Genomic DNA, 25,707 nt, shown 5'->3' with positions numbered 1-25,707 from the left:
CATGTCCGACAACCTGTATGTCTGGCTCGCGATACTTGCGCTGGGGCTGTGCACCCTTGTGACGCGCGCCAGCTTCATGCTGCTCGGCGACCGCGTCCCGCTGCCCGATGGCGTGCGCCGCGCCTTGCGTTATGCGCCCGCGGCGGCCCTGGTGGCGATCATCGTGCCGGAACTGCTGCCCTGGTCGCCGGTAACGGGGCCAACCTTCGACCTGCGTATCGTCGCCGCGGCGGCTGCCGTGGGCGTCATGGCCGTCTCGCGCAGCACGGTGGCCATGATCGCGGCGGGCATGGTGACGCTGTGGGTGCTGCGGGCCGTGACCGGCTGAGCCGCCCGCGCGCCGCACGCAAGATCACGTGGCGGCGCCAGCGGCTGCCCCTTGGCCGGCTCGCCTTGCTTACAGCTGCGGCGTTGCCGCCTGCCGCGGCCCCATGACCGTCTCCCACAGTTCGATCACCGCCGCCCGTTCCGGGGTCAGGCTATCCTGCGGCACCCGGGCCTTGTCCAGGCCCTGCAGCCGCAGCGCGTGCTGCTCGCGCCGCAGCGTGCGGTAGGCGTCTCCGGCGCGCATGGCCAGCGGTTGCGGCAGCAGGCCGGCTTCGGCCGCCAGCCGCAGCAGGGTGATGTTGCCCAGGTTTTCCAGCAGGCGCGGGTGGTCGGCCGCGTGGCGCAGCACCAGGTACTGCGTCACGAATTCGACGTCCACCATGCCGCCCGGATCGTGCTTCAGGTCGAACAGGGACGTGCGGTTCACATGCCCTTCGTTCATCTTCTTGCGCATGTCGATCACGTCGCGCGCCAGCTTGTCCGGATCGCGCGGCATCAGCATCACCTGCCGGCGGATTTCTTCAAAGCGAGCGCCCACATGCGGGTCGCCCACCGCAAAGCGCGCCCGGGTGATGGCCTGGTGTTCCCAGGGCCAGGCGTGTTCTTTCTGATAGCGCTCGAAGGCCTCGGTCGAAATCACCATCAGGCCGGCCTGGCCGTCGGGCCGCAACCGCAGGTCGACCTCATACAGGCGGCCCGACGCGGTCAAGGACCCCAGCCACGACAGAATGCGCTGCCCGAAGCGGGCATAGACCTCGCCGGCATCGTCGCGGCTGTCTTCGAACAGGAAGACCAGGTCCAGGTCCGACGCGTAACCCATTTCCTTGCCGCCATGCTTGCCATAGGCGATCACGGCGAAGCGGGCGGGCGACGCGCCGCCGTCGCGCGACACCTGCGGCCAGACGCGTTTCAGGGTTTCGCGCAGCAGCAGGTCGGCCAGCAGGGACAGGAAGTCGCCCAGGCGTTCCACCGTCAACTTGCCTTCCAGGTCCTGCGCCAGCAAGTGGAAGCCCCACTGGCGCTGCACGTCGCGCATGATGTTCATCTGCCGTTCGATGTCGGGCACGGGTGGCGTGCCTTCGATCACGCAGCGGTCCAGGTCGTCGCTCAGGGTCTGGGCGATCTGGTCGAAATTCGGCGGCGCCAGCAGGGTGCGCCAATCCAGCAGTTCGTCCAGCAGGATGGGGTGGCGGATCAGATACTGCGCTGCCCATTCGCTGGCCGCCATAATGCGCGCGACGCGGGCCAGCGTGTCCGGAAATTCCGTCAGCAGGGCCATGTAGGCGCTGCGCTGCGCGATATTCTCGATCAGATCGAACATGCGCAAGAACGCCGGGCCCGGCGCCTTGGTCAGCGCCGCGGCCTGGATCACCGCCGGAAGCAGGGCGGACAGCCGGCGGCGGCTGGCGTCCGACAAGGTGCGGATCCGGCTGCCATTGAGCATGGCCAGCCCGCGCGGCAGCAGTTCCGCTTCCAGCGCCGGCAGATGCTGGTGCAGATGCACGGCCAGCACGGTTTCGGGATCGGTGTCGGCAGCCGACGGATCGCACGCCAGCAAGGGTGCGCCGTCGTTGTCGGGCGAGGAGTTGACGGCGGTGTCGGCCCCGATGCCCTGCCGCCCGAACACATCCCGGAAGGTCTGTTCCACGAACTGCCGATGCCCCGCCAGTTCCGCCTCGAACGCGTCCAGCGCTTCGAAACCCAGCGCCTTGGCCAGGTCGGCGCGGCGGTCGGGTTCGTGGGGCAGCAGATGCGTCTGCTGGTCTTCGCGATATTGCAGTGCATGTTCCGTCCGGCGCAAAAAGCGGTAAGCCGCCTCCAGGCGCTCCGAATCGCCGGGCGATACCAGTCCGGTTTCGGTCTCGGCCTTCAGGGCCGCGAGCAGTCCGCGTGTCTGCAGAGACGGCTGGCGCCCGCCGCGCACCAGCTGCGACAGCTGCACGACAAATTCGATTTCGCGGATCCCGCCTTCGCCGAGCTTGATGTTGTCGGCCTGCGTGGTGTCTGCCCCCGATCCCTTGAACGCGCGCCGGTTCCAGTCCTCGCGGATCCGTTCGCGCAGGCCGCGCAGCGCCGCCAGCGCGTCAAAGTCGAAGTACTTGCGGTACACGAAGGGCCGCCGCAGGGCTTCCAGTTGCGCGGCCTGTGACGACACATCGCTGCCCTCGAACGCCGACACCTCGATCCGCCGCGCCTTCAGCCACGCATAGCGTTCCCATTCGCGGCCCTGCGATACCAGGTAGTTTTCAAATGCATCCAGACTCCAGGCCAGCGGGCCGGAATCGCCATCGGGACGCAGGCGCAGGTCGGTCCGGAACACGTGGCCGTCGGCGTCGATCTCGGAGATCACCGGCATCATGCGCCGCGTCAGGCGGCCATAGAACTCGTGGTGGGAGATGGGACGGCGGCCGTCGGTATCGCCTTCGTCGCCATACAGCATGACCAGGTCGATGTCGGACGACACATTCAATTCTTCGCCGCCCAGCTTGCCCATGCCGACGATCAACATTTCCTGCGGCAGGCCGCTGGCCGCCTCGCGCGGAATGCCGTGCACCTCGGCCAGTTCGGCAGCCACGCTGCGGTAGGCCTGCGCAATCGCAAGGTCCGCCAGCCGCGTCATTGCCGTGACCACCTCTTCCAGCGGCGCCAGGCCGCCCAGGTCGCGGACCATGATGGTGCAGAACACACGTTCCCGCAGTTGCCGCAGCACCGCCTTGCAATCGGCCACGGGCAGGGGGCCGGCCGGCGCCACGTTGCGGCGCGCGCACAATTCATCGAACCAGGTGGCCAGTGTCTCGCTGGTGACGGGGTGCCGCGCCCCGTCGGCCAGCCCGTCCACCCAGGCGGGCTGCGCGCTCACGCGCCGCCGCAAGTGGCCGGACCAGGCCAGGGCGGAAGCAAGAAGGGAAGAATCTGACATGGGCGGTCTCGTAATAAGCGTCGATGGTCTGGCGTGAACAGACGGTCGTGGCGGAAGTGACCGCTCAGTGTGGCCGATCCGCTGACACGTGCGTCTCTCGTTACGCTGTTTTTGATCTGTAGCAGCATAAGCCAGGTTCTACGCGGTAAGCTTCGGCTCAGCCTCCGATACGGGCTTGCCCGGATCGCCGCATCCTCCCCCTGTCCTTCCTACGTGCGTCTGTCTCCTCTGTATCGTCTCGTTGTTCGACCCGCCCTGTTGTTGCTGCTGGCCGGCTACTTCCTGTTCGCGTTCGCGGTGATCGCGCTCCGGTATGCCGTGTTGCCCGCGATCGACGACTACCGGCCGGCCCTGGAACGGATGGTCAGCAGGCAGGCGGGCGTGCCGATACGCATCGGCGCCATCGACGCGAACTGGATGGGGCTGCATCCCCGGCTGGTCCTGCGCGAGGTAGACGTGCTGGATGCCGAAGGCCGGGTTGCCCTGGCGCTGCCGCGCATCGCCACGCTGTTTTCCTGGCGCAGCCTGCTGGTGTTCGAGCCGCGCCTGCTCCAGTTGCAGATCGAATCGCCGCACATCGACGTTCGCCGGGATGCCGCCGGGCGCATCTGGGTTGCCGGTATCTCGTTCGATCCGCGCGAATCCGGGTCCCACGCCGCCAGCCGCTGGCTGCTGGCGCAAGGCGACGTGTCCATGCGGGGCGGCACGGTGCGCTGGCTGGACGACATGAATCAGGCGCCCGCCCTGGACTTCCATGACGTGGCCTTCCGGCTGCGCAACAACGGGCGCCGGCACCGCGCCGCGCTGCTGGCCACGCCGCCCCCGGCGCTGGCCTCGACCATCGACCTGCGGGCCGAGTTCTCGCACCGCCTGTTCGAGACCCGGCCCACGGACATGACGCGCTGGCGCGGCACCGTCTACGGCAATGCCGATTTCATCGACCTGCTGGAGTGGCGCGCGTGGCTGCCGTTGCCGGCCACGGTGCTGAATGGCTACGGGGCGCTGCGGGGGTGGGCCGATTTTCGCGACGGGCGTGTGCACCACGTGCTGGCCGACGTCGCCTTGCATGATCTGGACCTGCAACTGGCGGCCGGCCAACCCGCCTTGCCGCTGCGCGATATCGTCGCCCGCGTGGATGCCGGCAAGGATGCGTCGGGCCACCGCGTGACCCTGACCGATCCGCAGGTGCGGATCGGCGCGGGCGAAGTCATGACTCCCGGGACGGTGGCGGCGTCGTACACGGCCGACACCGATGCGGGCGAGGTGCGGGTGCCCATGCTGTCGTTGGGCGTGCTGCGGGACATAGCGCCGGGCCTGCCGCTGCCCGAGGCGACGCGCACGCGGATCGCGCAGGCGGAACCCGCCGGGCGGCTGGATGATGTCGTGCTGACATGGCAGGGAGACCCGTTGACCGCGCTGGCGGGCACTGCCACCGGTGGGGCTACGCCACCCGTGGCAGCGGCCTCGCCCCCAGCCGCAGTTGCGCCTGCACCCGCATCTGCACCTGCATCTGCATCTGGACCCGCAGCCGTACCCGCACCTGCACCTGCACCCCCACTCGCATCCGCACTCGCACCCGCACCCGCACCCGTCAGCTCCCCAGCTACCCCAGCTACCCCAGCGCTGCATTCCTTCCACCTGCAAACCCGCTTTTCCGGCCTGTCGCTGACAGCCGCCCCGGTGCCGACCGGCAAGGACGCGCATCACCCCCAGCGGCCGGGTGTTACCAACCTGAGCGGGACGCTGGATGCCGGGCCGCACACCGCGCGTATCGCCATCGACGCATCCAACCTGACCCTGACCCTGCCCGGCGTCTTTGCCGCGCCAACCGTGCCGGTGCAGCGCCTGGTGGGTGACATCGATGTGCAGCGGCCTGAACACGGCCCGCTGACGGTCACGATGTCCAAGGTCGAATTCGAACAGGCGCGCAATCACGGCCACGTGCAGGCGACCTGGACGGCGCGCGGCCGTACCCCGGCGGGCTCGCTGGACCTGACCGGGCAGCTGACCCGGGCCGATCCGCGGGACGTGCATCGCTTCATTCCGACGGTCGTTTCCGAAGACGTGCGTGTCTGGCTCAGGAACGCCCTGTTGGCCGGCACGGCGTCCGACGTCGACTTTCGCGTCAAGGGCGACCTGGCCGACTTCCCGTACGGCGAAGGCAAGGCTGGGGAATTTCACGTGGCGGGCGCATTCCAGGGCGTGTCACTGGAAGCGGCGGGCGCGGCCATGGGTCATACCGACATCTGGCCGAGGATCGACGACATTGCCGGCGACTTCGTGTTCGATCGCGTGTCCATGACCTTGCGCACCCGGGGCGGCAGGGTGCGGACCGCCCCCGATTCGGCGGTCATGCTGGGCCAGTCCGACGTCCGCATCGCCCATCTCGAAAAAGACGCATTGCTCGAGATCGACACCGAAGCACGCGGTACGGCCACCGACTTTCTGCGCTTCGTGCGCGAAACGCCCCTGTCCCGGATGGGCGGCAAGGTGCTAAGCGACGCGACGGCCACTGGCAATCTGGTGGTGCCGCTCAGTTTGCGGCTGCCGCTCAAGCACGCGGACTTTGCGAGGGTCGAAGGCGACATCCAGCTGGCGGGCAACACCTTCCGTTTCAACGCCGACAGCCCGCCCCTGAGCCGGCTGACCGGCACACTGCACTTTTCCAACGACGGCGTGTCCCCCAAGGACGTGACGGGCACCCTGCTCGAAGGTCCGGTCACGCTGTCGGGCGGACCGGGCGCCAACGGGGTGAATGAATTGGTCGCGAACGGCACGGTCCCGGCCCGCGCGTTGCAGACCGTGTGGCCCGCGCCGGGCATGGCGCGCCTGAGCGGGCAGACCGCCTACCGTGCCACCCTGCGTGTGGCTCCCGGCAGGCCGCCCGGCGCGGTGATCGAGTCCACCCTGCAGGGCCTGGGCATGGACCTGCCTGTGCCGCTACGCAAGGCGCCTGCCGACGCGTTGCCGCTGCGCGCCGAATGGGGTCCGCAGGAACAGGCCGGCGCCCAGGGTGACTGGCTGGCGGCCAGTATCGGTGGCAGCCTGGTGAACCTGCACATCGAACGGGATCTGGCTGCCGGAAGCGGCCAGTTGCGCGGTCTGCGCGGCGCGCTGGGCGTGAATCGCGCGGCCAGCCTGTCGGGACCCGGGTTCGGACTGGCGATCGATTTGCCTGTGCTGGACGTAGATCGCTGGCGCACGGTGATGGCGGAATTCGTGTCGCCCGCGCCCGCGCCGGCGCCGGCCGGGGCGGGAGGCGCCGCAAGTGGGGCGTCGTCGTTGGGGGCTGTCGCTGCCGCTTCCGCTTCAACTTCTGCGCCGGCTGCCGCCGACACGCCGGGCACCGACACCGCATCGACCCTGGCCGCTCCGGTCGCGGTCGTGGCCCCGCCTTCCTCGATGGCGCCCGCTACCGCGCGGCTGTTCAGCCTGAACCGCGTCAACCTCAAGACCGGGTCCCTGCAGCTGCATGGCCGGCATCTGGACAACGTCACCCTGTATGCCGCGCGCCAGGGGGCCACGCCGCCCCGCCTGCCGCCCACGGCCTTGCCCGCCGCTCAGCCTGCCGTGGTGGATAGTGGTGACTGGCGCGTCGACATCGACTCCGACCAGGTCGCGGGCCGGCTGTCGTGGAACGAAGGCCCGGATGGCACGGCCGGCAAGCTGACCGCGCGCCTGCGCCGCCTGGTGGTGCAAGACGAACCGGGGGCCGCCGACGGCAACGAGGTCGTCGCCGACCCCAAGCCGGTCGACGTGCCGGAGGTGGACCTGATTGCCGACCGGTTCGACCTGTACGGCAAGTCGCTGGGGCGGCTTGAAGTGCAGGCCCAGACGGTCGACCGCGGCCTGGAATGGCAGCTGCGCCACCTGACGGTCAAGAATCCCGATGCGACGCTGGAAGGCTCGGGTGTGTGGCGCGTGGAACCGGGCGACAACCGCACCACGCGCCGCCGCATGACCCTGGACGCGTCGCTGAATCTGGTCGACACCGGCAAATTCCTGGACCGGATGGGCCTGCCCGCGACCCTCGCGGGCGGGGCGGGCAAAGTCAATTCCAAGGTGTCATGGCTGGGCATGCCGTATTCGATCGACATGCCAACGCTCAGCGGCACCGTGGCGCTCGACATCGGCAAAGGCCAATTCCTGAAAGCCGACCCGGGCATCGCCAAGCTGCTGGGCGTGCTGTCCTTGCAGTCGCTGCCCCGCCGCGTCAGCCTGGACTTTCGCGACGTGTTCAGCGAAGGCTTCGCATTCGACAGCCTGCATGGCCACGCCGCCATCCGCAGCGGCGTCGCGCACACCGAAGACTTCCGCATGAACGGCATTTCGGCCACCGTCATGATGGCCGGCGACACCGACCTCGTGCACGAGACGCAAAAGCTGCGCGTGGTGGTGGTGCCCAAGCTGGATGCGGGCGGCGCGACCCTGCTGTACGGCCTGGTGAACCCCGTGGTCGGCCTGAGCATGTTCGTCGCCCAGCTGCTGCTGCGCGAGCCGCTGGGCGCGGCGTTCACGTATCAGTACGGCATCTCGGGCAGTTGGGCCGATCCCGTCATTGCACGGATTCCGAATGTCGTGCCGCGGCCGGGGCCGGTCGCCAATGAGCCCGTGGCCGCGCCTTGAGGATGGCCGCCGCGAGCAGGACATCTCTGTCCAGGTGCCGTACATGACCATCGCGGTTCTGCGTCACAATACGGTTTTCGACCGCCGGATAGCCGCCTGCCATGCCTGATTCCGCTGACGTTTCTCCGCTTACGCGCGTCGCCGCGCTGCAAATGGTGTCCACGCCCGACGTCCAGGAAAACCTGGATATGGCGTCCGAACTCATCGCCCAGGCAGTGGGGCGGGGGCCAAGCTCGTGGCGCTACCCGAATACTTCTGCTTCATGGGCCGGGCTGACCACGAAAAAGTGGCCATCCGCGAACCGGAAGGCAATGGACCGGTCCAGGACTTCCTGGCCGGCCAGGCAAAACAGCACGGCATCATCTTGGCGGGCGGCACTTTGCCGCTGGCGTGTCCGGATCCCGACCGCGTCTTTAATACTGCCTTCGTCTACGGGCCGGACGGCGCCGTGCTTGCGCGTTACGACAAGATCCACCTGTTCAGCTTCACCCGCGATGCCGAGTCCTACGACGAGTCCATCAGCATCCGCCCGGGCGGGCAGCCGGTCGCATTCCAGGCGCCGTTCGGCCGGGTCGGCATGTCCACCTGCTACGACCTGCGCTTTCCCGAGCTCTACCGGGCGCTGGGCGACACGGCCTTGATTTTGGTGCCGGCCGCCTTCACCTACACCACAGGCAAGGCCCATTGGGAATTGCTGCTGCGCGCCCGCGCGGTCGAAAACCAGTGTTATGTGCTGGCGCCGGCGCAGGGCGGCCGGCATCCCAATGGCCGCAGCACCTGGGGCCACGCCATGCTGGTCGATCCCTGGGGCACCGTGATCGACGTTCTGCCCGAAGGGCCCGGCGTGGTCTGTGGCAACATCGATCCCGCCCGCATTGCCGACGTCCGCAGTTCACTGCCCGCCTTGCGTCACCGTGTGATGTGACCGTCACGCATTCATCAGAGCTTCCTCAATGCATATCGTAGAACCCAATATCCAGGCCTTCGCGACCGCCAAGTCCTTGCTGCTCGACCCCTGGGGCCTGACCGAGGCCGACCTGTCGCGCGCGATCGGCGAGATCTTCACGCACAAGGTGGACTATGCCGACCTGTACTTCCAGTACACCCGCAGCGAAGGCTGGAGCCTGGAAGAAGGCATCGTCAAGACCGGCAGTTTTTCGATCGGCCAGGGCGTGGGTGTCCGCGCGCTAAGCGGCGAAAAAACCGCGTTTGCCTACTCCGATTCGCTCTCGCCCGAAGCCCTGATGTCGTCGTCCCGCGCGGTGCGCACCATCGCACGCCAGGGCGCGGGCAAGATCAAGGTGCCGAACCGTTACGCGCAAGGCGATTCGCGCTCGCTGTATTCGGCGCTGGATCCCATCGGCTCGTTGGAAGCGGCCGACAAGGTCGCGCTGCTCGAACGCTTCGAAAAATGGCGCGCGCCAAGGACCCTCGCATCGTGCAGGTCATGGCCAGCCTGGGCGCCGAATATGACGTGGTGCTGGTCGCGGGCAGCGATGGCCGTCTCGCGGCCGACGTCCGCCCCTGGTGCGCCTGTCGCTCACCGTGATCGCCGAGCAGAACGGCCGGCGTGAAATGGGACATGGCGGCGGCGGTGGCCGCACCGGCTTCGAATACTTTACCGACGACGTCCTGGCAGGCTATGTGGAACGCGCGGTGCACGAAGCCTTGGTCAACCTGGACGCCCGCCCGGCGCCGGCTGGCGAAATGACCGTGGTGCTCGGGTCGGGCTGGCCCGGCATCCTGCTGCACGAGGCCGTGGGCCATGGCCTGGAAGGCGACTTCAACCGCAAGGGATCCAGCGTGTTTTCGGGCCGTATCGGCGAACGTGTGGCCTCCAAGGGCGTGACCGTGGTCGACGACGGCACCTTGCCCGATCGCCGCGGCTCGCTCAACGTGGACGACGAAGGCAATGTCTCGCAGCGCAACGTGCTGATCGAAGATGGCATCCTGAAGGGCTACATGCAGGACTCGCTCAATGCACGGCTGATGAAGACGCCGGTGACCGGCAATGGCCGCCGCGAATCCTTTGCGCACCTGCCCATGCCGCGCATGACCAACACCTACATGATGAACGGCGATAAAGACCCCGAAGAGATCATCCGGTCGGTCAAGCGTGGCCTGTACGCCGTCAACTTCGGCGGCGGCCAGGTCGACATCACGAACGGCAAGTTCGTCTTCTCCACGTCCGAGGCCTACATGATCGAAGACGGCAAGATTTCGTACCCGGTCAAGGGCGCTACCCTGATTGGCAGCGGTCCGGAAGCCATGACCCAGGTCAGCATGATCGGCAACGACATGCGCCTGGACTCGGGGGTCGGGACTTGCGGCAAAGACGGTCAAAGCGTGCCGGTGGGCGTTGGGCAGCCTACATTGCGCATGGACGGGCTGACCGTGGGCGGCACGGCGTAAATACCGGTGCCTGGATAAGGGCCGGGTTACCTGGCCGGCGCGATCCTCGGCGCGTGGCCTGTAGCGCACGGTCTGCGGCGCGCGGTTTGTGGCGCGTACACAGCGCCGTGGGGCGCCAATACTCTCTGCATTCTCCTCCTCCGTCCGTATACCATCGACGGATGAAGCAAATGTCGCGCCCTGTTGCCATTTCCCTTGCCAGGGCGCTCATCCGCACCACAGCTGCGGGTACGCCTTGGGATATGATGGGACCGTTTACATACACTGTTGTTTGTAAACGGGTACCGGCTTGGCGCGTTCGTATGTACGCCCTAATCGGATCCCTTCCCCGACATATCCCCTGAAGTATCCCTCTGGGTCCGTCCTGACGGCGCCCGGGTCTGCGCGATGACCGAAACTGGCTTGCCCGATGCGTCTGATGGCGCTGCGTTGAAGGTATGTGAACACTGCGATGCGGTCTATCGCAGGGTTCCCCTTGCGCGCAAGGAAGTCGCGTATTGCGAACGGTGCGGCACCGAGCTTTATCACGATACCGAACGCCAGTATCAGCGGTTGCTGCCCATCGTCATTGCCTGCCTGATCGTCTTCTGTATTTGTAACGCCTTCCCCATCGTGGCGATGGAGATCCAGGGCATCCGTACCGAAACCACCGCCTGGGAAGCCGTTCTGGTGCTGCTGGACGAAGACATGTTTCTGGTGGCTATGCTGGTGTTCGCGACCACGATCTTCTTTCCGTTCGCCGAACTGGCCTTGCTGCTCTATGTGCTGGCCCCCTGGCGGCCGGCCATGTGCCGCCCGGCTTCGGGCTGGTCATCCGCGCCATCCGCATGGGGCGTCCGTGGGGCATGATCGAAGTCTTCATGCTGGGCATCGTTGCCGCGCTGGTCAAACTGTCGACCATGGCGACCATCGTGCCGGGCATCTCCTTATGGTCGTTCGCGCTGCTGACGCTGTTGCTGACGTCGGTGCTGAGCTACGACCCCGCCGAACTGTGGGACCGGGCGGATCGATGCCAGAACTGACCGTTCCGCACCCCGCCCCATTGCGTGACGATGGCCCGGGGCCGTCGTCGACCGGCTCCGCCACGCCAGGCGCGTCCATCATCACGTCCCACAGCACCGCCGTGGACGACCATGCGCCCGTGCGCACGGCGGCCGAGGCCGGGGTCGTGGAGTGTACGCATTGCGGCGCTGTGCATCCGGCTGCCGTGGCCGAAACGCCCTGCGGCCGTTGCGGCGCCCCCGTCCATGCCCGCAAAGTCGCCAGCATCGAACGCACCTGGGCGTTCCTGATCGCGGCGCTGATCCTGTACATCCCTGCCAACCTGCTTCCCATCATGACGACCGGGACGCTGCTCAGCTCGCAAACCAACACGATCATGAGCGGCGTCGTCTACCTGTGGCTGGACGGCTCCTATTTCGTGGCGGCCGTGGTGTTCATCGCCAGCATCGTCGTCCCTGTCTTCAAGCTCGCGGTGCTGACCATGCTGGTCATCACCGCGCAGCGTCGCTCGACCTGGCGTCCCTACGAACGCACGCGGCTGTATCGCATGGTCGAAGCCGTCGGCCGCTGGTCGATGGTCGACATTTTTGTAGTGGCGCTGCTGGCGTCGCTGGTGCGGCTCGATGCGCTGGCCATGGTGACGCCGGAGCCCGGCGCCCTGGCGTTCGGCGCGGTCGTGGTCCTTACCATGTTCGCATCGCTCAGCTTCGACCCACGCCTTATCTGGGACCCGGTGGATACGCATGACACAACAGACTGAACCGCAAACGACCCGGCCCGTGCCTGAGCCGGCGCGCCGACATCGCAGGGGCTGGCTGCCATCGCTGGTGTGGCTGATCCCGATCGTCGCCGCCGTGGCCGGCCTGTCGTTCATGTTCAACATCCTGTCCAAGCACGGGCCATCGGTCGATATCACCTTCCGCACGGCGGAAGGGCTGGAAGCCGGCAAGACCAAGGTCCGCTACAAGGACGTGGACATCGGACAGGTGCAATCGATCCGGCTGGTGCGCGACCGCACCCACGTCATCGTCAATGTCGAGTTGACCAAAGACGCGGACACCTTCGCCGTCGAAGGCTCGCGCTTCTGGGTCGTCAAGCCCCGGGTGGCGGCCAGCGGCGTGACCGGGCTCAACACGCTCCTGTCAGGCGCATACATTGGCGTGGACCCCGGCAAATCCGAAGAACGCGTTACCGACTTTACCGGGCTGGAAGTCCCGCCCATCGTGACGACCGACACCCCGGGCAAGCAGTTCGTGCTGCGCGCGACCGATCTCGGCTCGTTGGACCTCGGGTCTCCGGTGTACTACCGGCGCATCAACGTGGGCCAGGTCGTGGCGTATGACCTTGACCCCGATGGCACCGGCATCACGCTGCGTGTGTTCGTCAATGCGCCGTATGACAAATTCGTCACCGCGAACACCCGCTTCTGGCACGCCAGCGGCGTCAACGTGCAGCTCAATGCCGACGGCCTGAAGCTGCAGACCCAATCGCTTGCGACCGTGGTGCTGGGAGGCGTGTCCTTCCAGGCGTCGCCGTATCTGCCTGCCTCCGACCCGGCACCGAATGACGCCACGTTCGCCCTGTTCGGCGACCAGGACATGGCGCTCAAGCCCGAAGATGGCGCGCCCACCAGTGTCGTCATGTACTTCGAACAATCCGTGCGCGGCCTGTCGCCCGGCGCGCCGGTGGACTTCCGCGGTGTCGTGATCGGTCAGGTGCGATCGATCGGCATCGAATTCCGCCGCGACAAACGGGTCTTCGTGCTGCCGGTGGTGGTCGACCTGTACCCGCAGCGTCTGGGTCTGGGCAGCCGGTCCGCCAGCGGCACCACCGCCAACGACATGGATCAGAAACAGATCTACGACGGCCTGGTCAGGAACGGCATGCGGGCGCAATTGCGCAACGGCAACCTGCTGACCGGCCAGATGTACGTGGCCATCGACTTCTTCCCGGGTTCCAAGGCGCCCACGCTGAACCCGAACGGCAAGTCGACCCTGCCCGAGTTCCCGACCGTGCCGGGCACGTTCAACGAACTGCAGACGCGCATCGCCGAAATCGTCGACAAGATCGGCAAGTTCCCGTTCGACACCATGGGTCAGGACATCGCCGCGACCTTGGCCAGCCTGCGCACCACCATGGCCACCACCGAGCAACTGGTCAGCACCCTGAATGGCAAGGTCGCGCCGGAAATCACGGCCACCATGCAGGATGCCCGTGCGACCCTGCGCGCCGCCGAACAGACCTTCTCGTCCGACGCGCCGCTGCAGCAGGACGTGCGCCGCGCGATGCAGGAACTGATGCGCACGTCGAACTCGCTGCGTCAGCTGACCGATTATCTTGAACAGAATCCCCAGTCGCTGATCCGGGGCAAACCGAAGGACGAACGATGAGACCAATCGCTGCACCGCGCCGGACGATGATGGGCTTGGCTGTTACACGCGTGGAGGAAGACCATGGTGGCGCTTTGTGTCGCGGAACTTCGGCTGGCGGAACTTCGGCTGGTGGAGCTTCGGCTGGCGGAACTTCGGCTGGTGGAGCTTCGGCTGGCGGAGCTTTGGCTGGCGGAGCTTCGGCTGGTAGAGCTTCGGCTGGCGGAGCTTCGGCTGGCAGAGCTTCGGCTGGCGCGGCGTCGCGTGCCGGCGCGGTCGGTGGAAGCGCTGCGGGGGTTGCAAGCAGCCGCCTGTGGTCGAGCATGACGATCTGGGCGCTGGGCCTGGCGACTCTTGGCCTTGCCGCGTGCGCAGGTCCGTCTGCGCCGCGCATCTACACATTGCAGGATCCGTCCGCAATACAAGGCGGCGCGCAGATGGCGCCGGGGACCGACCGCATGGCATCGTCCACTGCCGCTGGCAACGCCGCCGCGGCCGGCACTGCGTCGACCGGTAATGCGTCCACCTCAGGCCCCACCCGCTTCATCGACGTTGCCCCTGTCATCATTCCCGAACGCCTGCGCCGCCGCCAGCTCGTGCTGCGCACCGACGCCACGCAACTGCGGGTGCTGGAAGAAGACCGTTGGTCGGCATCATTGGCTGACGAACTGCACGACGCAATTTCGTTCGGCCTGCAGTCGCAGCTGAACGCGGCCGACGTGTCGCAGACCGGCCTGGCCGGCAAGGCGCCGTCCTATCGCATCTCGATCGAATTCAACCAGCTCGACGCGCAGCAGGGCGGGGCGGTGCGGGCCAATGTGTCATGGCTGGTCAAGCAGGTGTCCGGGCCGAATGGCCGGGTGTGTCAGGCGCGGTTCGAAGCGCCCGCCGGCGCGCAGGTGGCCGACGTGATCGTGGCGCATCAACGCGTCGTGGGTCAGGTCGTCGACGCCGTAGCCGCCAGCCAGCGCGCGCTGGAAAGCGGCGGCGCGGCACCGTATTGCTCGGCCTCGGTGGGTTGACTTTTATCCCCGCAGCCGAAGCCGGGCTTGATTAGCCCGACTTCGATGTCTTCATTTCGCCAGTTCCAACGCAAACATGCCGCGCAGTGCGCGGCATGTTTCATGGTCTGGCCAAGCCGAGCCTAAAAGCTTTCGTCGGCACCCAGATACCGCCATTCACCAGTCGGCAGATCCCCCAGCGTCACCTTGCCGATCCGCACCCGCTTCAGTCCGATCACCCGCAGGCCGACGTTTTCGCACATGCGGCGGATCTGGCGCTTCTTGCCCTCGCGCAAGGTAAAGCTCAGCTGGTCCTCGTTCTGCCAATAGACCTTGGCTTCCTTCAGCGGCTTGCCGTCCATGGTCATACCGTGATTCAGCAACCGCAGGTCCGACTCCGGCAGGCGGCCGGGCTTGTGGTATTGCACGCGCACCAGGTATTCCTTATCGACCTCCGACGTTTCGCCGATCAGATGCTTGGCGATGCGGCCGTCTTGCGTCAGCACCAGCAGGCCAACGGAATCGATGTCCAGCCGGCCCGCGGGCACCAGGTTGCGCAGCTGATTGGGCTGGAACTGCGTGGGCGACCGATCCAGCTTCCAGCGCGTGCGCGAACTGATCAAGGACACGGCAGGGCGATACCCGTCTTCGGCCTGGCCACTCACAAACCCCACGGGCTTGTTGATCAGGATGGTGACGCGGCGCGCCTGCTCGTTGCTGGCCTGGCGTTCCACGGTGATCTTCTGTTCGGGCAGCACCTTGCTGCCCAGGGTCGAGACGACGACGCCATCCACGCGCACCCAGCCGCGTTCGATCCATGCATCGGCTTCGCGGCGGGAGCACAGGCCGAGTTCGGACATGCGTTTGGAAAGGCGTAGGGGTTCGGACATGCTGGTCGGATCAAGGAGGGGTAACGCGGCATTTTAGTCGCAATCAACGGGGCGTCACTCGTGGCATCGCGCGTGGCGTTACCCGTGGCATCACGCGTGGCATCAGTCGTGGCGTTGCCTGTGGCATCACTCGTGGCATCACGCGTGGCGTTAACCCGTGGCATCACGCGTGGCATCACTTGCGGCGTCACTCGTGGCGTCACCCGTGATATCCGCCCAGACCTCAAGCTCGTCGCTTCATGAACCATCCGGCCGCCGCACATAGCAGCAGGAACAGGATGCCGCTGATCCATACCGACCGTGTTGTCTGATAGGCCAGCACGGTCGGCACGCCAACAGCCACCGCCACCAGCCATCCAACCAGCTTGTTCTCGCGCCTGGCGGGTTGCTGGGATCGGGCGGTCGCTGCGTCCCTGTTGGCCGTGGCGCCACCGCGAGCCGCGGCTGAGGTCTCCGCAGCGTGACCCGCAGCCCGATCCGTGCTTTGATTCGCGCTCCGGCCCGCAGCCCGATGCATGCTTTGATCCGCGCTCCGGCCCGCAGCCCGATCCATGCTTTGATCCGCGCTCCAGCCCGAAGCCCGATCCGCGCTTCGCTTCACAGCCGCAACCAGCGCATCGTCAGCCGCCACTCGCGTCGACGCACGCGCCGACTGCGTGACCCTGGCCGGCTCAGCCACCTCCGCATCCACTGGCAGCACCACGTCCACGACCTCGGGTTCCGGCTCGGCCTGCGTAAAGTCGTGGCTATGGCCCGTCAGCAGATGCATCCGGTCGGGCCGCAGCATGGTGCGCGTATGGTTGATATCGGCAACGATCACGTTATCGGACGCGGCGTCCCCGGACCGCGTTAACGCTTCGAAGTCTTCCAGCGCTTTTTGCAGTTCGGGACCGAAGGCTTCCACGTCCGGCAAGCCGCTCGTCCGGCACAACACATACGGCCCGTAATGCAGACGCAGGTGCCGCGCAAAGTTGTCGACGATGGGCGCCACGTCGGTCCCGAACCGCGCCACCAGCAGCGGCGCGCGCTGCGCCAGCGTCGCCAGCGCGCGTTCCAGCGACGTCACCAGGTACGGATACTGGGTGTCGCCATAGTCCATCATGTCTTCGCGCGCGTCGCTGTCCAGGTCCTCGTCATCGATCAGTCGCGCCCAATGCAGGTCCATGGGCGTAAACAGCGCCATCCACAGAAGGGGATATGCGCATTGGCTTCCAGCTCGGGTCCGCCTTCCAGAAAGAACGCCTCCCACTCATGGCTGCTGCCATCGGGCATGCGGGGGTTGGACGTCGCGTTGAGAAAGACGGGATGGCTCATGGAGAGGTGACCTTGAATGAAGGAGTTCCTTATACGCCAATGTCGCGGTGTGTGCGTGTCCTGCCCGACACGCCGATTGCCGGTACACGAAGCCGTGGGCCGCACCTGACGGGCCGCAAGCCGGCCAGCCGCCAGCCCCGTCCACCCCCCGGTGGTACGATGCCCGCGTCCTTCACCCTCCGCGCGGGTGCACTGCCACCTGCCTTGCCCGTGTCCCTGCCTGCCGACTCAACCGCCCCTCGCCCCATCAGCGACTTCGCCGAAGCTGCCGCCATCGTCGCGCGTCTGGAATCCCTGACCACCCGTCACGACGTCCTGGCCCTGGGCGAACACGTCGCCTGGCGCAGCCTGGGCACCGGCACGCCACTGGTTCTGATCCACGGCGGGCACGGCAGCTGGCTGCACTGGGTACGCAACATCGAAGCGCTCGCCCGACAGCACACTGTCTATGTTCCGGACCTGCCCGGCTATGGCGCTTCCGGCCCGCTGGCAACATCGCCCGATGACCTGGATCATCTGGTGCGCGTGACGATCGCCAGCCTGGACCAGCTGATTGGCGGCACGACACCCATTCATCTTGCCGGGTTTTCGTTCGGCGGCCTGGTCGCGTCGCACATCGCAGCCAAACGCGGCCACGTGCGCAAGCTGGCCTTGCTGGGTTCCGCGGGCCACGGCACGCCGCGCCGGCAGACCCTGGCGATGGTGAACTGGCGCCGGTCGACCGATGAAGCCGCGATGCTGGAGGACCTGCGCCACAACCTTCGGGCGTTGATGCTTCACGATCCGGCGCAGATCGATGCCCTGGCGTTGACCGTCCATCGCGATGCCTGTGTGCAGACCCATTTCCGGTCGAAGAACCTGTCGCAGTCGGGATCGGTTGCTGCCGTGCTGGCGCCACTGACGGTGCCGATGCGCTTCGTGTGGGGTGAGTTCGATGCGACGGCGCAGGCGGATCTGGCGGGGCCGGTCTTGCAGGACGGGCACCCGGAACGGGCCTGGGAAGCCTTGCCCGGAGCAGGACACTGGCTGATGTTCGAACGCCCCGACGCGGTCAATTCCCTGATGCTTGCGTGGTTTGCGGATTGACCCATGCGCGAAAAAACCACAGGATCCCCGGTTGCTCGGCCGCAAAGGGCCTGCTAGTATGAATCCCATGAACGCCGCTTCCCGCCATTTTTATTTTTACTTTTTGGATTTCCAATGCCGCTGGCGGAGGAAAGGAAGCGTCGTACGTAACGAATTCCTGCCCCAAAAAAGCCGCCAGCTACCCTGGCGGCTTTTTTATGCGCCGCGCGGGTAGACCCCACCAGCGTGGACTGGCGACCGGACCGGGCACCCGACTACCCCCTTCATAACAAGATCCGCAGCCCCTTCAGGAGAACACCCGTGTCGCACAATACCGATGACTTGCGCATTCGTGAAGTCAAGGAACTCGCTCCCCCTCGCACCTGATGCGCGAGTTGCCGTGCAGCACCGACGTCGCCACTACGGTGTACAACGCCCGCCAGGCCTCGCACCGCATCCTGCACGGCATGGACGACCGCCTCATCGTCGTCATCGGTCCCTGCTCGATCCATGACACGCAAGCGGCGCTCGACTACGCTCGGCGTCTGAAGGTCCAGCGCGACCTATACCAGGGCGAGCTCGAAATCATCATGCGGGTGTATTTCGAAAAGCCGCGCACCACGGTGGGCTGGAAGGGATTGATCAACGACCCGGATCTGGACGGCAGCTTCGCCATCAACCGTGGCCTGCGCACGGCGCGCCAGGTGCTGCTGGAAATCAATGAGCTGGGACTGTCGGCCGGCTGCGAATACCTGGACATGATCACGCCGCAATACATTGCCGACCTGGTGGCGTGGGGCGCCATTGGCGCACGCACCACGGAAAGCCAGGTGCATCGCGAGCTGGCGTCCGGCCTGTCGTGTCCGGTGGGGTTCAAGAACGGTACCGATGGCAACGTCAAGATCGCGGTCGATGCGATCAAGGCCGCGTCGCAGCCGCATCATTTCCTGTCGGTCACCAAGGGCGGCGTGTCGGCCATCGTGTCGACCAACGGCAATGAAGACTGCCACCTGATCCTGCGCGGCGGCAAGGCGCCGAACTTCGACGCCGCCAGCATCGAAGCCGCGTCCATGGACATGGCCAAGGCCGGCCTGGCGCCGCGCATCATGATCGATGCCAGCCATGCCAACAGCAGCAAGAAACCGGAAAACCAACCGCAGGTGATCGACGACGTCGCGCGCCAGATGGAAGCCGGCGACACGCGCATCGTGGGCGTGATGGTGGAAAGCCACCTGGTGGCAGGCCGTCAGGATCTGATTCCGGGGCAGCCGCTGGTGTATGGCCAAAGCATTACCGACGGCTGCATCGATTGGGACAGCTCGGTGCAGGTGCTGCAGCGCCTGTCGCAGGCGGTCAAGGCGCGTCGGCTGGCGGTGGGCCAGGCCGGCAAGTAAGGCGGCGCACCGTATGAAGGACGGTCAGGCGGGTGGCGCCTGGACCGTCACCTGATCAAACAGGCAGGACGTCAATCCTGATCGGCAGCCGTGGCGCGCGCGTTGCGTTCCGATCGCCACAACACATCATTGCCCCCGTTCACCCGATTCAGGGTGCGGGCCAGCACGAACATCAGGTCCGACAAGCGGTTCAGATAATGGCGCAGCGTGTCGTTGATGGGCTCATTGGCTTCCAACGACACCACGCTGCGTTCGGCGCGCCGGCACACGGTGCGGGCCACGTGGGCCAGCGCCGCGGCGCGTGAGCCACCGGGAAGAATGAATTCGCGCAGCGCAGGCAGCGGTGCGTTGTAGCGCGCCAGCCATTCATCCAGCCGCAGCACCTGTTCGGGCTTGAGCAGCGTGAACCCGGGAATGCTCAGCTCGCCGCCCAGGTCGAACAGGTCGTGCTGGATGTCGAACAGGTCGCGCGCCACGTCGTTAGGCAGGTCTTCCGTCAACAGCAGGCCGATCGTGCTGTTGAGCTCGTCCACATCCCCCATAGCCTGGACGCGCAGGGCGTCTTTGGCGGTACGCGTTCCGTCGCCCAGCCCGGTCGTGCCGTCATCCCCCGTGCGCGTGGCGATGGCGGAGAGTCGGTTACCCATGCAGTACTCCAATGAATCAGATGGCGCGTAGCACGCGCAATCAGGGATTTTGGCACTCTTTGTCCACCAAGCGGTTACGGGTTGTTGGCGACCCGCATCCTGTCACGTTTTGTGGCGCACGCGCCCTGAATCCTGCGGGTTTATCCGCTGTGCGTACCGGGGCGCGCAAGCTATCTTCAAGGGGTCATGGAGATTGCGGATGAACGCCCCTTTGGACGTTGGGCATAACCTGGGTATTGCAGCCCGTCAGGCTGAAGTCGTGGAAGCATTGCGCCGGGTCGTTCCCCCGCATTGCGTGCTCTACCGCGAAGAGCAGACACGCCCCTACGAATGTGATGGCCTGGCGCTGTTCCGTCAGTTGCCGATGGTGGTCGTGCTGCCCGAAACCGAAGCGCAAGTGCAAGACGTCTTGCGTCTGTGCAAGCGGCTGGCGGTGCCGGTCGTGGCGCGCGGTGCGGGCACGGGGCTGTCGGGCGGGTCCATGCCGCATGCCGAAGGCGTTCTGCTGGGCCTGGCCAAGTTCAACCGCATCAAACGGATCGACCCCACGGCACGGCTGGCCGTGGTCGAACCCGGCGTGCGCAACATTGCGATTTCAGAAGCGGCCGCTCCCTACAAGCTGTACTACGCACCCGATCCATCGAGCCAGATCGCCTGCACCATTGGTGGCAACGTGGCCGAAAATTCGGGCGGCGTGCATTGCCTCAAGTATGGCCTGACGGTGCATAACGTGATGGCCGTCCGCGTCGTGACGATCGATGGCGATGTGGTCGAGTTCGGGTCCGAAGCGCTCGATGCGCCCGGCCTGGACCTGCTGTCGGTCTTCATCGGATCGGAAGGCATGCTCGGCGTCGTCACCGAAGTAACCGTCAAGCTCGTGCCCAAGCCGGCCCTGGCGCAGGTGATCATGGCCAGCTTTCCAACGGTCGAAGCCGCCGGTGATGCCGTCGCCAATATCATCGCGGCCGGCATCATACCGGCAGGCTTGGAAATGATGGACAAGCGCGCGACCGGCATGGTGGAACCTTTCGTGCAGGCCGGGTACGACCTGGACGCGGCCAGCATCCTGCTGTGCGAATCCGATGGCACGCCCGAAGAAGTCGCGCACGAAATCGCCCACATGATTGCGGTATTCGAAGGCAGTGGCGCCACCCGCATCCAGGTGTCCCGCAACGAGACGGAGCGGCTGCGGTTCTGGGCCGGGCGCAAGAATGCCTTTCCGGCAGCGGGCCGCATCTCGCCCGACTACTACTGCATGGACGGCACCATTCCGCGGCGCCACCTGAGCCGCGTGCTGTCGGCGATCGAAGCAATGGAAGAAAAATATGCCCTGCGCTGCGCCAACGTGTTTCATGCGGGCGACGGCAACCTGCACCCATTGATCCTGTTCGATGCCAATGATCCGGAAGAGGTCCAGCGCGCCGAGCAGTTCGGCGCCGAGATTCTGGAGCTGTGCGTGGAAGTGGGCGGCACGGTCACCGGCGAACACGGCGTCGGCATGGAAAAGATCAACCAGATGTGCGTCCAGTTCGCGCGTGAAGAACTCGATGTCTTCTTTTCGGTCAAGCACGCCTTCGACGCCAGCGGGCTGCTCAACCCGGGCAAGGCCATTCCCACCCTGGCGCGCTGCAACGAGTACGGCCGCAGTCATACCCATTCGGCAAACGTCCGGTTTCCCGAGATACCGCGTTTCTGACATCTTTCGTCCTCTGCAGCGTGCCAGGGCGGCGCGCTGCTTTCTTTTTGGCCACGCGTTGTTATGGATGTCCTGTTATCCGATGTGCGTGCAAGGGTGATCCTTGCGAATGCGGCAAGCAAGCCGCTGACGATCCGCGGGGGCGGCACGAAGTCCTTCTATGGCAATCCGCCGCCCAAAGGCGCCAGCGTGCTGGACATGTCGAGCTATGCCGGAATCATCAGCTACGAGCCGACCGAACTGGTCGTGACGGCGCGCGCGGGAACACGGCTTGCCGATCTCGAAGCCGAACTGGCCAGCCGTCACCAGATGCTGGCGTTCGAGCCGCCGCACTTCGCGGCGGGCGCAACGATTGGCGGTTGTATTGCGGCAGCCCTGGCCGGTCCGCGGCGAGCCACGGCGGGCGGCGTACGGGATTACGTGCTGGGCGTGAGGATGATGGATGCACAGGGCAGGGTGCTGCGATTCGGTGGCGAGGTCATCAAGAACGTGGCGGGCTACGACGTGTCGCGCCTGCTGACCGGGTCGTTGGGCACATTGGGCATCCTGCTCGACGTGTCCTTGAAGGTGCTGCCGCGCCCCGCGGTCGAGACCACCCTGTGCCTGCCAATGACGGAGTCCCAGGCGCTGCACGCCATGAACCAGTGGGCCGGGCAGCCCTTGCCCATCAGCGGCACGGCGTGGGTGGGAGAGGGCACTGAAGGCGGCTTGCTGAGCGTGCGGCTGTCGGGCTCGACCGCGGCGGTGGCGGCGGCGCGGGCCCGGATCGGCGGCGATGTGATGGACGATGGCGACGTCTTCTGGCGCGCCTTGCGGGACCATCGTCACCCCTTCCTGACGGCGTGTCCGTTGTGGCGCGTGTCGGTGCCGTCGGCCACCCCGCCGTTGAATCTCGGGCCGACCCTGATCGAGTGGGGCGGCGCCCAGCGGTGGCTGACTGGCCCGCACCTGGCCCGGCCGATGCGCGCCCAGGCGCGTGATCTGGGCGGGCACGTGACGCTGTTTCGCGCGGCGTCGGAAGCGCAAGCGCATGAAGTGGGCGTGTTCCAGCCGCTGACGGCGGGCTTGGCGGCGATCCACCATCGCCTGAAAAACGAATTCGATCCTTCGGGGGTGTTCAACCCCGGGCGGATGTATCCCGGCTTGTGAGCCGAAGGCGTATCGACTGTCATGCAGACCCAGCTTGCCGAATCCCTGAAAGACACCGCCGACGGCCAGGAAGCCGACGCGATCCTGCGCAAGTGCGTCCATTGCGGCTTCTGCACGGCCACGTGTCCCACCTATCAGGTCACAGGCAATGAACTGGACAGTCCGCGCGGGCGCATCTACCTGATCAAGCAGATGCTGGAAGGCGAGCCCGTCACCGCCGAAACGCAGGGCCACCTCGACAGTTGCCTGACCTGCCGCAATTGTGAATCCACCTGTCCGTCGGGCGTGCAGTATGGCCATCTGGTCGACATCGGGCGCAAGATCGTCAACGAGCGGGTTCCGCGGTCCCGAACCGACCGCTTCAAGCGCACGGTGTTGAAAGAAGTGATCGGGTCGGCGGCATTCAACCTGGCCATGCAGGCCGGGCAGGCGCTGCGCCCCATGCTGCCCGACGTGCTGGCGGCCAAGGTGCCGACACGGCGCCCGGCCGGCAACGTACGCGTGCCCGCACACGCCCGCAATGTGCTCATTCTTGCCGGATGCGTGCAACCGGCCATGATCCCGGCCATCGATGCCGCAACCATCCGGGTGCTCGATGCCATTGGGGTGGGCGTGCGCGTGGCGGCGGGATCCGGCTGTTGCGGCGCGGTGCGGTTCCACCTGGATGACCAGGACGGCGCCAAGATGCAGATGCGCGCGAATATCGATGCCTGGTGGCCCGATATCGAAGCCGGCGCCATCGACGCCATTGTCATGAACGCCTCGGGCTGCGGGGCCATGGTGCGCGAGTATGCCCATCATCTGCGCCATGATCCGGTGTATTCCGGCAAGGCCATTCGCGTGTCCGACATGGTTCGCGACATTGCCGAGATCGTCGCGCCCCATGCCGAAGCGCTGCGGCCGCGCGTGATCGGCGGCCTGCCGGCCGGCTCGACCGGCCGCGTGGCTTTCCATCCGCCCTGCACCCTGCAGCACTGGCAGCGCCTGCGGCCCGTGACCGAGCAACTGCTGGCCGACCTGGGCCTGACCCTGCAGCCGTTTACCGACAGCCATCTGTGCTGCGGATCGGCCGGCACGTATTCGGTGTTGCAACCGGCCATGGCGGGCGAACTGCGGCGCCGGAAACTCGACGCCATCGAAGTTGGCAACCCCGAGATGATCCTGTCGTCCAACATCGGGTGCCTGACCCACCTGCAGGGCGGAACCAAGATCCCCGTGCGGCACTGGGTGGAACTGGTGGACGCGGCGCTGGCCGCAGCCTAGGCGCCAACGCGCCCCAACATCCCGGGCGCATTTCCTGCTGAGCCAGCATCATGCGTGAGTCCACCTTGGCGTATCAGCTTGTTTTCAAGCCATCCAGACCCACGTAGACCAAGCGCCAAAGCAACGCCAAAGCGCATGTTTTCAACAAGAGCACAGCGGATCTGGCTTTGCCAGTCCGCCAGTGCTGCCCCTGGGGGAGGCGCGAAGCGCCCCAGGGGAGAGCCTATGGACCTTGTCATCGCGACGCCGCAGGGCCTGTACTGCCCGCCTGGCGATTTTTATATCGACCCGTGGCGGTCGGTCGACCGTGCCGTGATCACCCACGCCCATGCCGACCATGCGCGGCGGGGGCATCGCCACTACCTGGCAGCGGCGCCCGGTGAAGGCGTGCTGCGATCGCGCATGGGCGAGATATCGCTGGATGCCGTGCCCTATGGCGAGAAGGTGGTTCATAACGGCGTCACGATCTCCCTGCATCCCGCCGGCCACGTGCTGGGATCATCGCAGGTGCGCATCGAATATCGCGGTGAAATCTGGGTCGCGTCGGGCGACTACAAGATCGGCACCGACCCCACCTGCCTGCCCTTCGAGCCCGTGCGCTGCCACACGTTCATCACCGAATCGACCTTTGGCCTGCCTATCTACCGCTGGCAGAGCGACAACGACCTGTTTGCCGAGATCAATGCCTGGTGGCGCGAGAACGCCGACGCCGGGCGCGCGTCGGTGGTCTACGCGTATGCGTTCGGCAAGGCGCAGCGGGTGCTGGCCGGCGTGGATCCGTCGATCGGCACCATCGTCATTCATGGGGCCGTCGATCCGCTCAACACGGCCTATCGCGCCGCCGGCGTGCCTTTGCCCCCGGCGTTCAAAGTCACGGACATCGAAGACAAGGCCTTGCTGCGGCGCTGCCTGGTTGTGGCCCCGCCGTCGGCGCAGGGCACGCCGTGGTTGCGGCGTTTCGGAGAATATTCCGATGGCTTTGCCAGCGGCTGGATGCAGGTGCGCGGCGCGCAACGCCGGCGTGGCGTGGATCGCGGCTTTGTCATGTCCGACCACGCGGACTGGCCCGGCCTGCAATACGCGATCAAGGAAAGCGGCGCCGAAACGGTGTACGTCACGCACGGCAGCGTTGGCCCGATGGTGCGGTGGCTGACCGAACAAGGGTATGAGGCCCTGTCGTTCACGACCGAATATGGGGACGAGGAAGACGATTCGCAGGCGGGTGGCGAGCCGGGGGCGGCCGAGCCGGCAGGCGGCAAGGCGACGGATACGGCGGCGGACGTGGATGCGGCTGGCGCTGCTGCGGCAGGCGCTGATGCGGAAGGCGATGGGGCTGCCGGTGGTGCGGCTGCTAGTGGTGCGGCTGCCGGTGGTGCGGCTGCCGGTAGCGCCGCCGATGCCGCAAGCGCCAAGGCAGCGCCCGGCGTGCAAGCCGGCACGCAGCCCGAGCTTGCCCTGAACGCGCCGTCTGACGTGCTGGAAGCCGTAACGGAATTGAAGGCGCCGGTGGCCAAGGGCACGCCGGACCCATCGGCTGACTCCAGCGACGCAATTGACCCAGGTCATGGCGCCGCGTCGTCCGATGCCACGGAAGACGGCCAGCCTGCGTCCGATCGTGCCGCCGCCGCGCAA

Annotated in this window: 15 protein-coding genes and 5 pseudogenes; 15 read left to right on the top strand and 5 right to left on the bottom strand. The window is 66.4% G+C overall.

Translation table 11 applies throughout. The features are described 5' to 3' along the window. The first annotated feature begins 1 nt into the window (after position 1). A complete protein-coding gene (locus tag ACNANG_RS07675) occupies positions 2-328 on the top strand; it encodes an AzlD domain-containing protein (protein ID WP_420227481.1) in 327 nt (108 codons plus the stop codon). A 69-nt stretch (positions 329-397) separates the two neighbouring features. Here the strand turns inward: ACNANG_RS07675 and glnE are convergent, their stop codons facing one another. Beyond that, positions 398-3,247: a bifunctional [glutamate--ammonia ligase]-adenylyl-L-tyrosine phosphorylase/[glutamate--ammonia-ligase] adenylyltransferase gene (gene glnE / locus ACNANG_RS07670; protein ID WP_420226692.1), complete on the bottom strand. Its 2,850-nt coding sequence runs from the start codon at positions 3,245-3,247 to the stop codon at positions 398-400. Between the two features lie 213 nt (positions 3,248-3,460). Between glnE and ACNANG_RS07665 the strand changes: the two genes are divergently transcribed. From ACNANG_RS07665 to ACNANG_RS07630, 8 genes and pseudogenes are all read left to right on the top strand, one after another. Next, entirely contained in the window at positions 3,461-7,873 is a 4,413-nt protein-coding gene (locus tag ACNANG_RS07665) for a YhdP family protein (protein WP_420226691.1), read from the top strand. A 101-nt stretch (positions 7,874-7,974) separates the two neighbouring features. After that, positions 7,975-8,798 (top strand): annotated as a pseudogene (locus ACNANG_RS07660) (carbon-nitrogen hydrolase family protein). Between the two features lie 28 nt (positions 8,799-8,826). Further along, positions 8,827-10,285: pseudogene (tldD, locus tag ACNANG_RS07655) on the top strand (metalloprotease TldD). A gap of 387 nt (positions 10,286-10,672) precedes the next feature. Further along, positions 10,673-11,307: pseudogene (locus ACNANG_RS07650) on the top strand (paraquat-inducible protein A). Continuing rightward, a complete protein-coding gene (locus ACNANG_RS07645; protein WP_420226690.1) occupies positions 11,295-12,047 on the top strand; it encodes a paraquat-inducible protein A in 753 nt (250 codons plus the stop codon). The pseudogene ACNANG_RS07650 and the gene ACNANG_RS07645 overlap by 13 nt, the downstream one beginning before the upstream one ends. Then, positions 12,031-13,677: an intermembrane transport protein PqiB gene (locus ACNANG_RS07640; RefSeq protein WP_420226689.1), complete on the top strand. Its 1,647-nt coding sequence runs from the start codon at positions 12,031-12,033 to the stop codon at positions 13,675-13,677. The genes ACNANG_RS07645 and ACNANG_RS07640 overlap by 17 nt, the downstream gene beginning before the upstream one ends. 63 nt (positions 13,678-13,740) lie before the next feature. Further along, the gene (locus ACNANG_RS07635) at positions 13,741-13,983 is read left to right on the top strand and encodes a hypothetical protein (protein WP_420226688.1); all 243 of its coding nucleotides are present in this window, start codon (positions 13,741-13,743) and stop codon (positions 13,981-13,983) included. After that, positions 13,980-14,678: a PqiC family protein gene (locus tag ACNANG_RS07630; protein ID WP_420226687.1), complete on the top strand. Its 699-nt coding sequence runs from the start codon at positions 13,980-13,982 to the stop codon at positions 14,676-14,678. Before ACNANG_RS07635 ends, ACNANG_RS07630 begins: the two co-directional genes overlap by 4 nt. Before the next feature lie 122 nt (positions 14,679-14,800). Here ACNANG_RS07630 and ACNANG_RS07625 read toward each other — a convergent pair whose 3' ends face one another. The 3 genes from ACNANG_RS07625 to ACNANG_RS07615 all read right to left on the bottom strand — a co-directional run bounded on the left by ACNANG_RS07625 (position 14,801) and on the right by ACNANG_RS07615 (position 16,861). Further along, on the bottom strand, positions 14,801-15,547 hold the full coding sequence (locus tag ACNANG_RS07625) for a pseudouridine synthase (RefSeq protein ID WP_420226686.1): 747 nt from the start codon (positions 15,545-15,547) through the stop codon (positions 14,801-14,803). A 223-nt stretch (positions 15,548-15,770) separates the two neighbouring features. Next, on the bottom strand, positions 15,771-16,712 hold the full coding sequence (locus ACNANG_RS07620; protein ID WP_420226685.1) for a hypothetical protein: 942 nt from the start codon (positions 16,710-16,712) through the stop codon (positions 15,771-15,773). Beyond that, a complete protein-coding gene (locus tag ACNANG_RS07615; protein WP_420226684.1) occupies positions 16,688-16,861 on the bottom strand; it encodes a hypothetical protein in 174 nt (57 codons plus the stop codon). The genes ACNANG_RS07620 and ACNANG_RS07615 overlap by 25 nt, the downstream gene beginning before the upstream one ends. A gap of 12 nt (positions 16,862-16,873) precedes the next feature. Between ACNANG_RS07615 and ACNANG_RS07610 the strand changes: the two genes are divergently transcribed. Then, complete coding sequence (locus tag ACNANG_RS07610; protein ID WP_420226683.1) at positions 16,874-17,947, top strand: alpha/beta fold hydrolase; 1,074 nt, start codon at positions 16,874-16,876, stop codon at positions 17,945-17,947. 300 nt (positions 17,948-18,247) lie between these two features. Next, a pseudogene (gene aroG / locus ACNANG_RS07605) lies at positions 18,248-19,320 on the top strand (3-deoxy-7-phosphoheptulonate synthase AroG). Between the two features lie 71 nt (positions 19,321-19,391). Here the strand turns inward: aroG and ACNANG_RS07600 are convergent. Beyond that, on the bottom strand, positions 19,392-19,967 hold the full coding sequence (locus tag ACNANG_RS07600) for a cob(I)yrinic acid a,c-diamide adenosyltransferase (protein WP_420226682.1): 576 nt from the start codon (positions 19,965-19,967) through the stop codon (positions 19,392-19,394). 199 nt (positions 19,968-20,166) lie between these two features. Between ACNANG_RS07600 and ACNANG_RS07595 the strand changes: the two genes are divergently transcribed. The 4 genes and pseudogenes from ACNANG_RS07595 to ACNANG_RS07580 form a co-directional block, all read left to right on the top strand. Beyond that, positions 20,167-21,663, top strand: a complete 1,497-nt coding sequence (locus tag ACNANG_RS07595) for an FAD-linked oxidase C-terminal domain-containing protein (RefSeq protein ID WP_420226681.1) — start codon at positions 20,167-20,169, stop codon at positions 21,661-21,663. A gap of 63 nt (positions 21,664-21,726) precedes the next feature. Further along, positions 21,727-22,812 carry a glycolate oxidase subunit GlcE gene (glcE, locus tag ACNANG_RS07590; RefSeq protein WP_420226680.1) on the top strand — a complete coding sequence of 362 codons (1,086 nt, stop codon included), beginning with the start codon at positions 21,727-21,729 and terminating at the stop codon, positions 22,810-22,812. Positions 22,813-22,833: 21 nt separating this feature from the next. Then, positions 22,834-24,075, top strand: coding sequence for a glycolate oxidase subunit GlcF (glcF, locus tag ACNANG_RS07585; RefSeq protein ID WP_420226679.1), 1,242 nt, complete (start codon positions 22,834-22,836; stop codon positions 24,073-24,075). A 225-nt stretch (positions 24,076-24,300) separates the two neighbouring features. Beyond that, positions 24,301-25,353 (top strand): annotated as a pseudogene (locus ACNANG_RS07580) (ligase-associated DNA damage response exonuclease); the annotation flags it as partial. Positions 25,354-25,707 lie beyond the last annotated feature (354 nt).

Source organism: Pigmentiphaga litoralis (assembly GCF_048632615.1).
In the GTDB taxonomy this organism is placed as follows: domain Bacteria; phylum Pseudomonadota; class Gammaproteobacteria; order Burkholderiales; family Burkholderiaceae_B; genus Pigmentiphaga; species Pigmentiphaga litoralis_B.
This window is presented reverse-complemented; position numbering and strand designations above follow the sequence as displayed.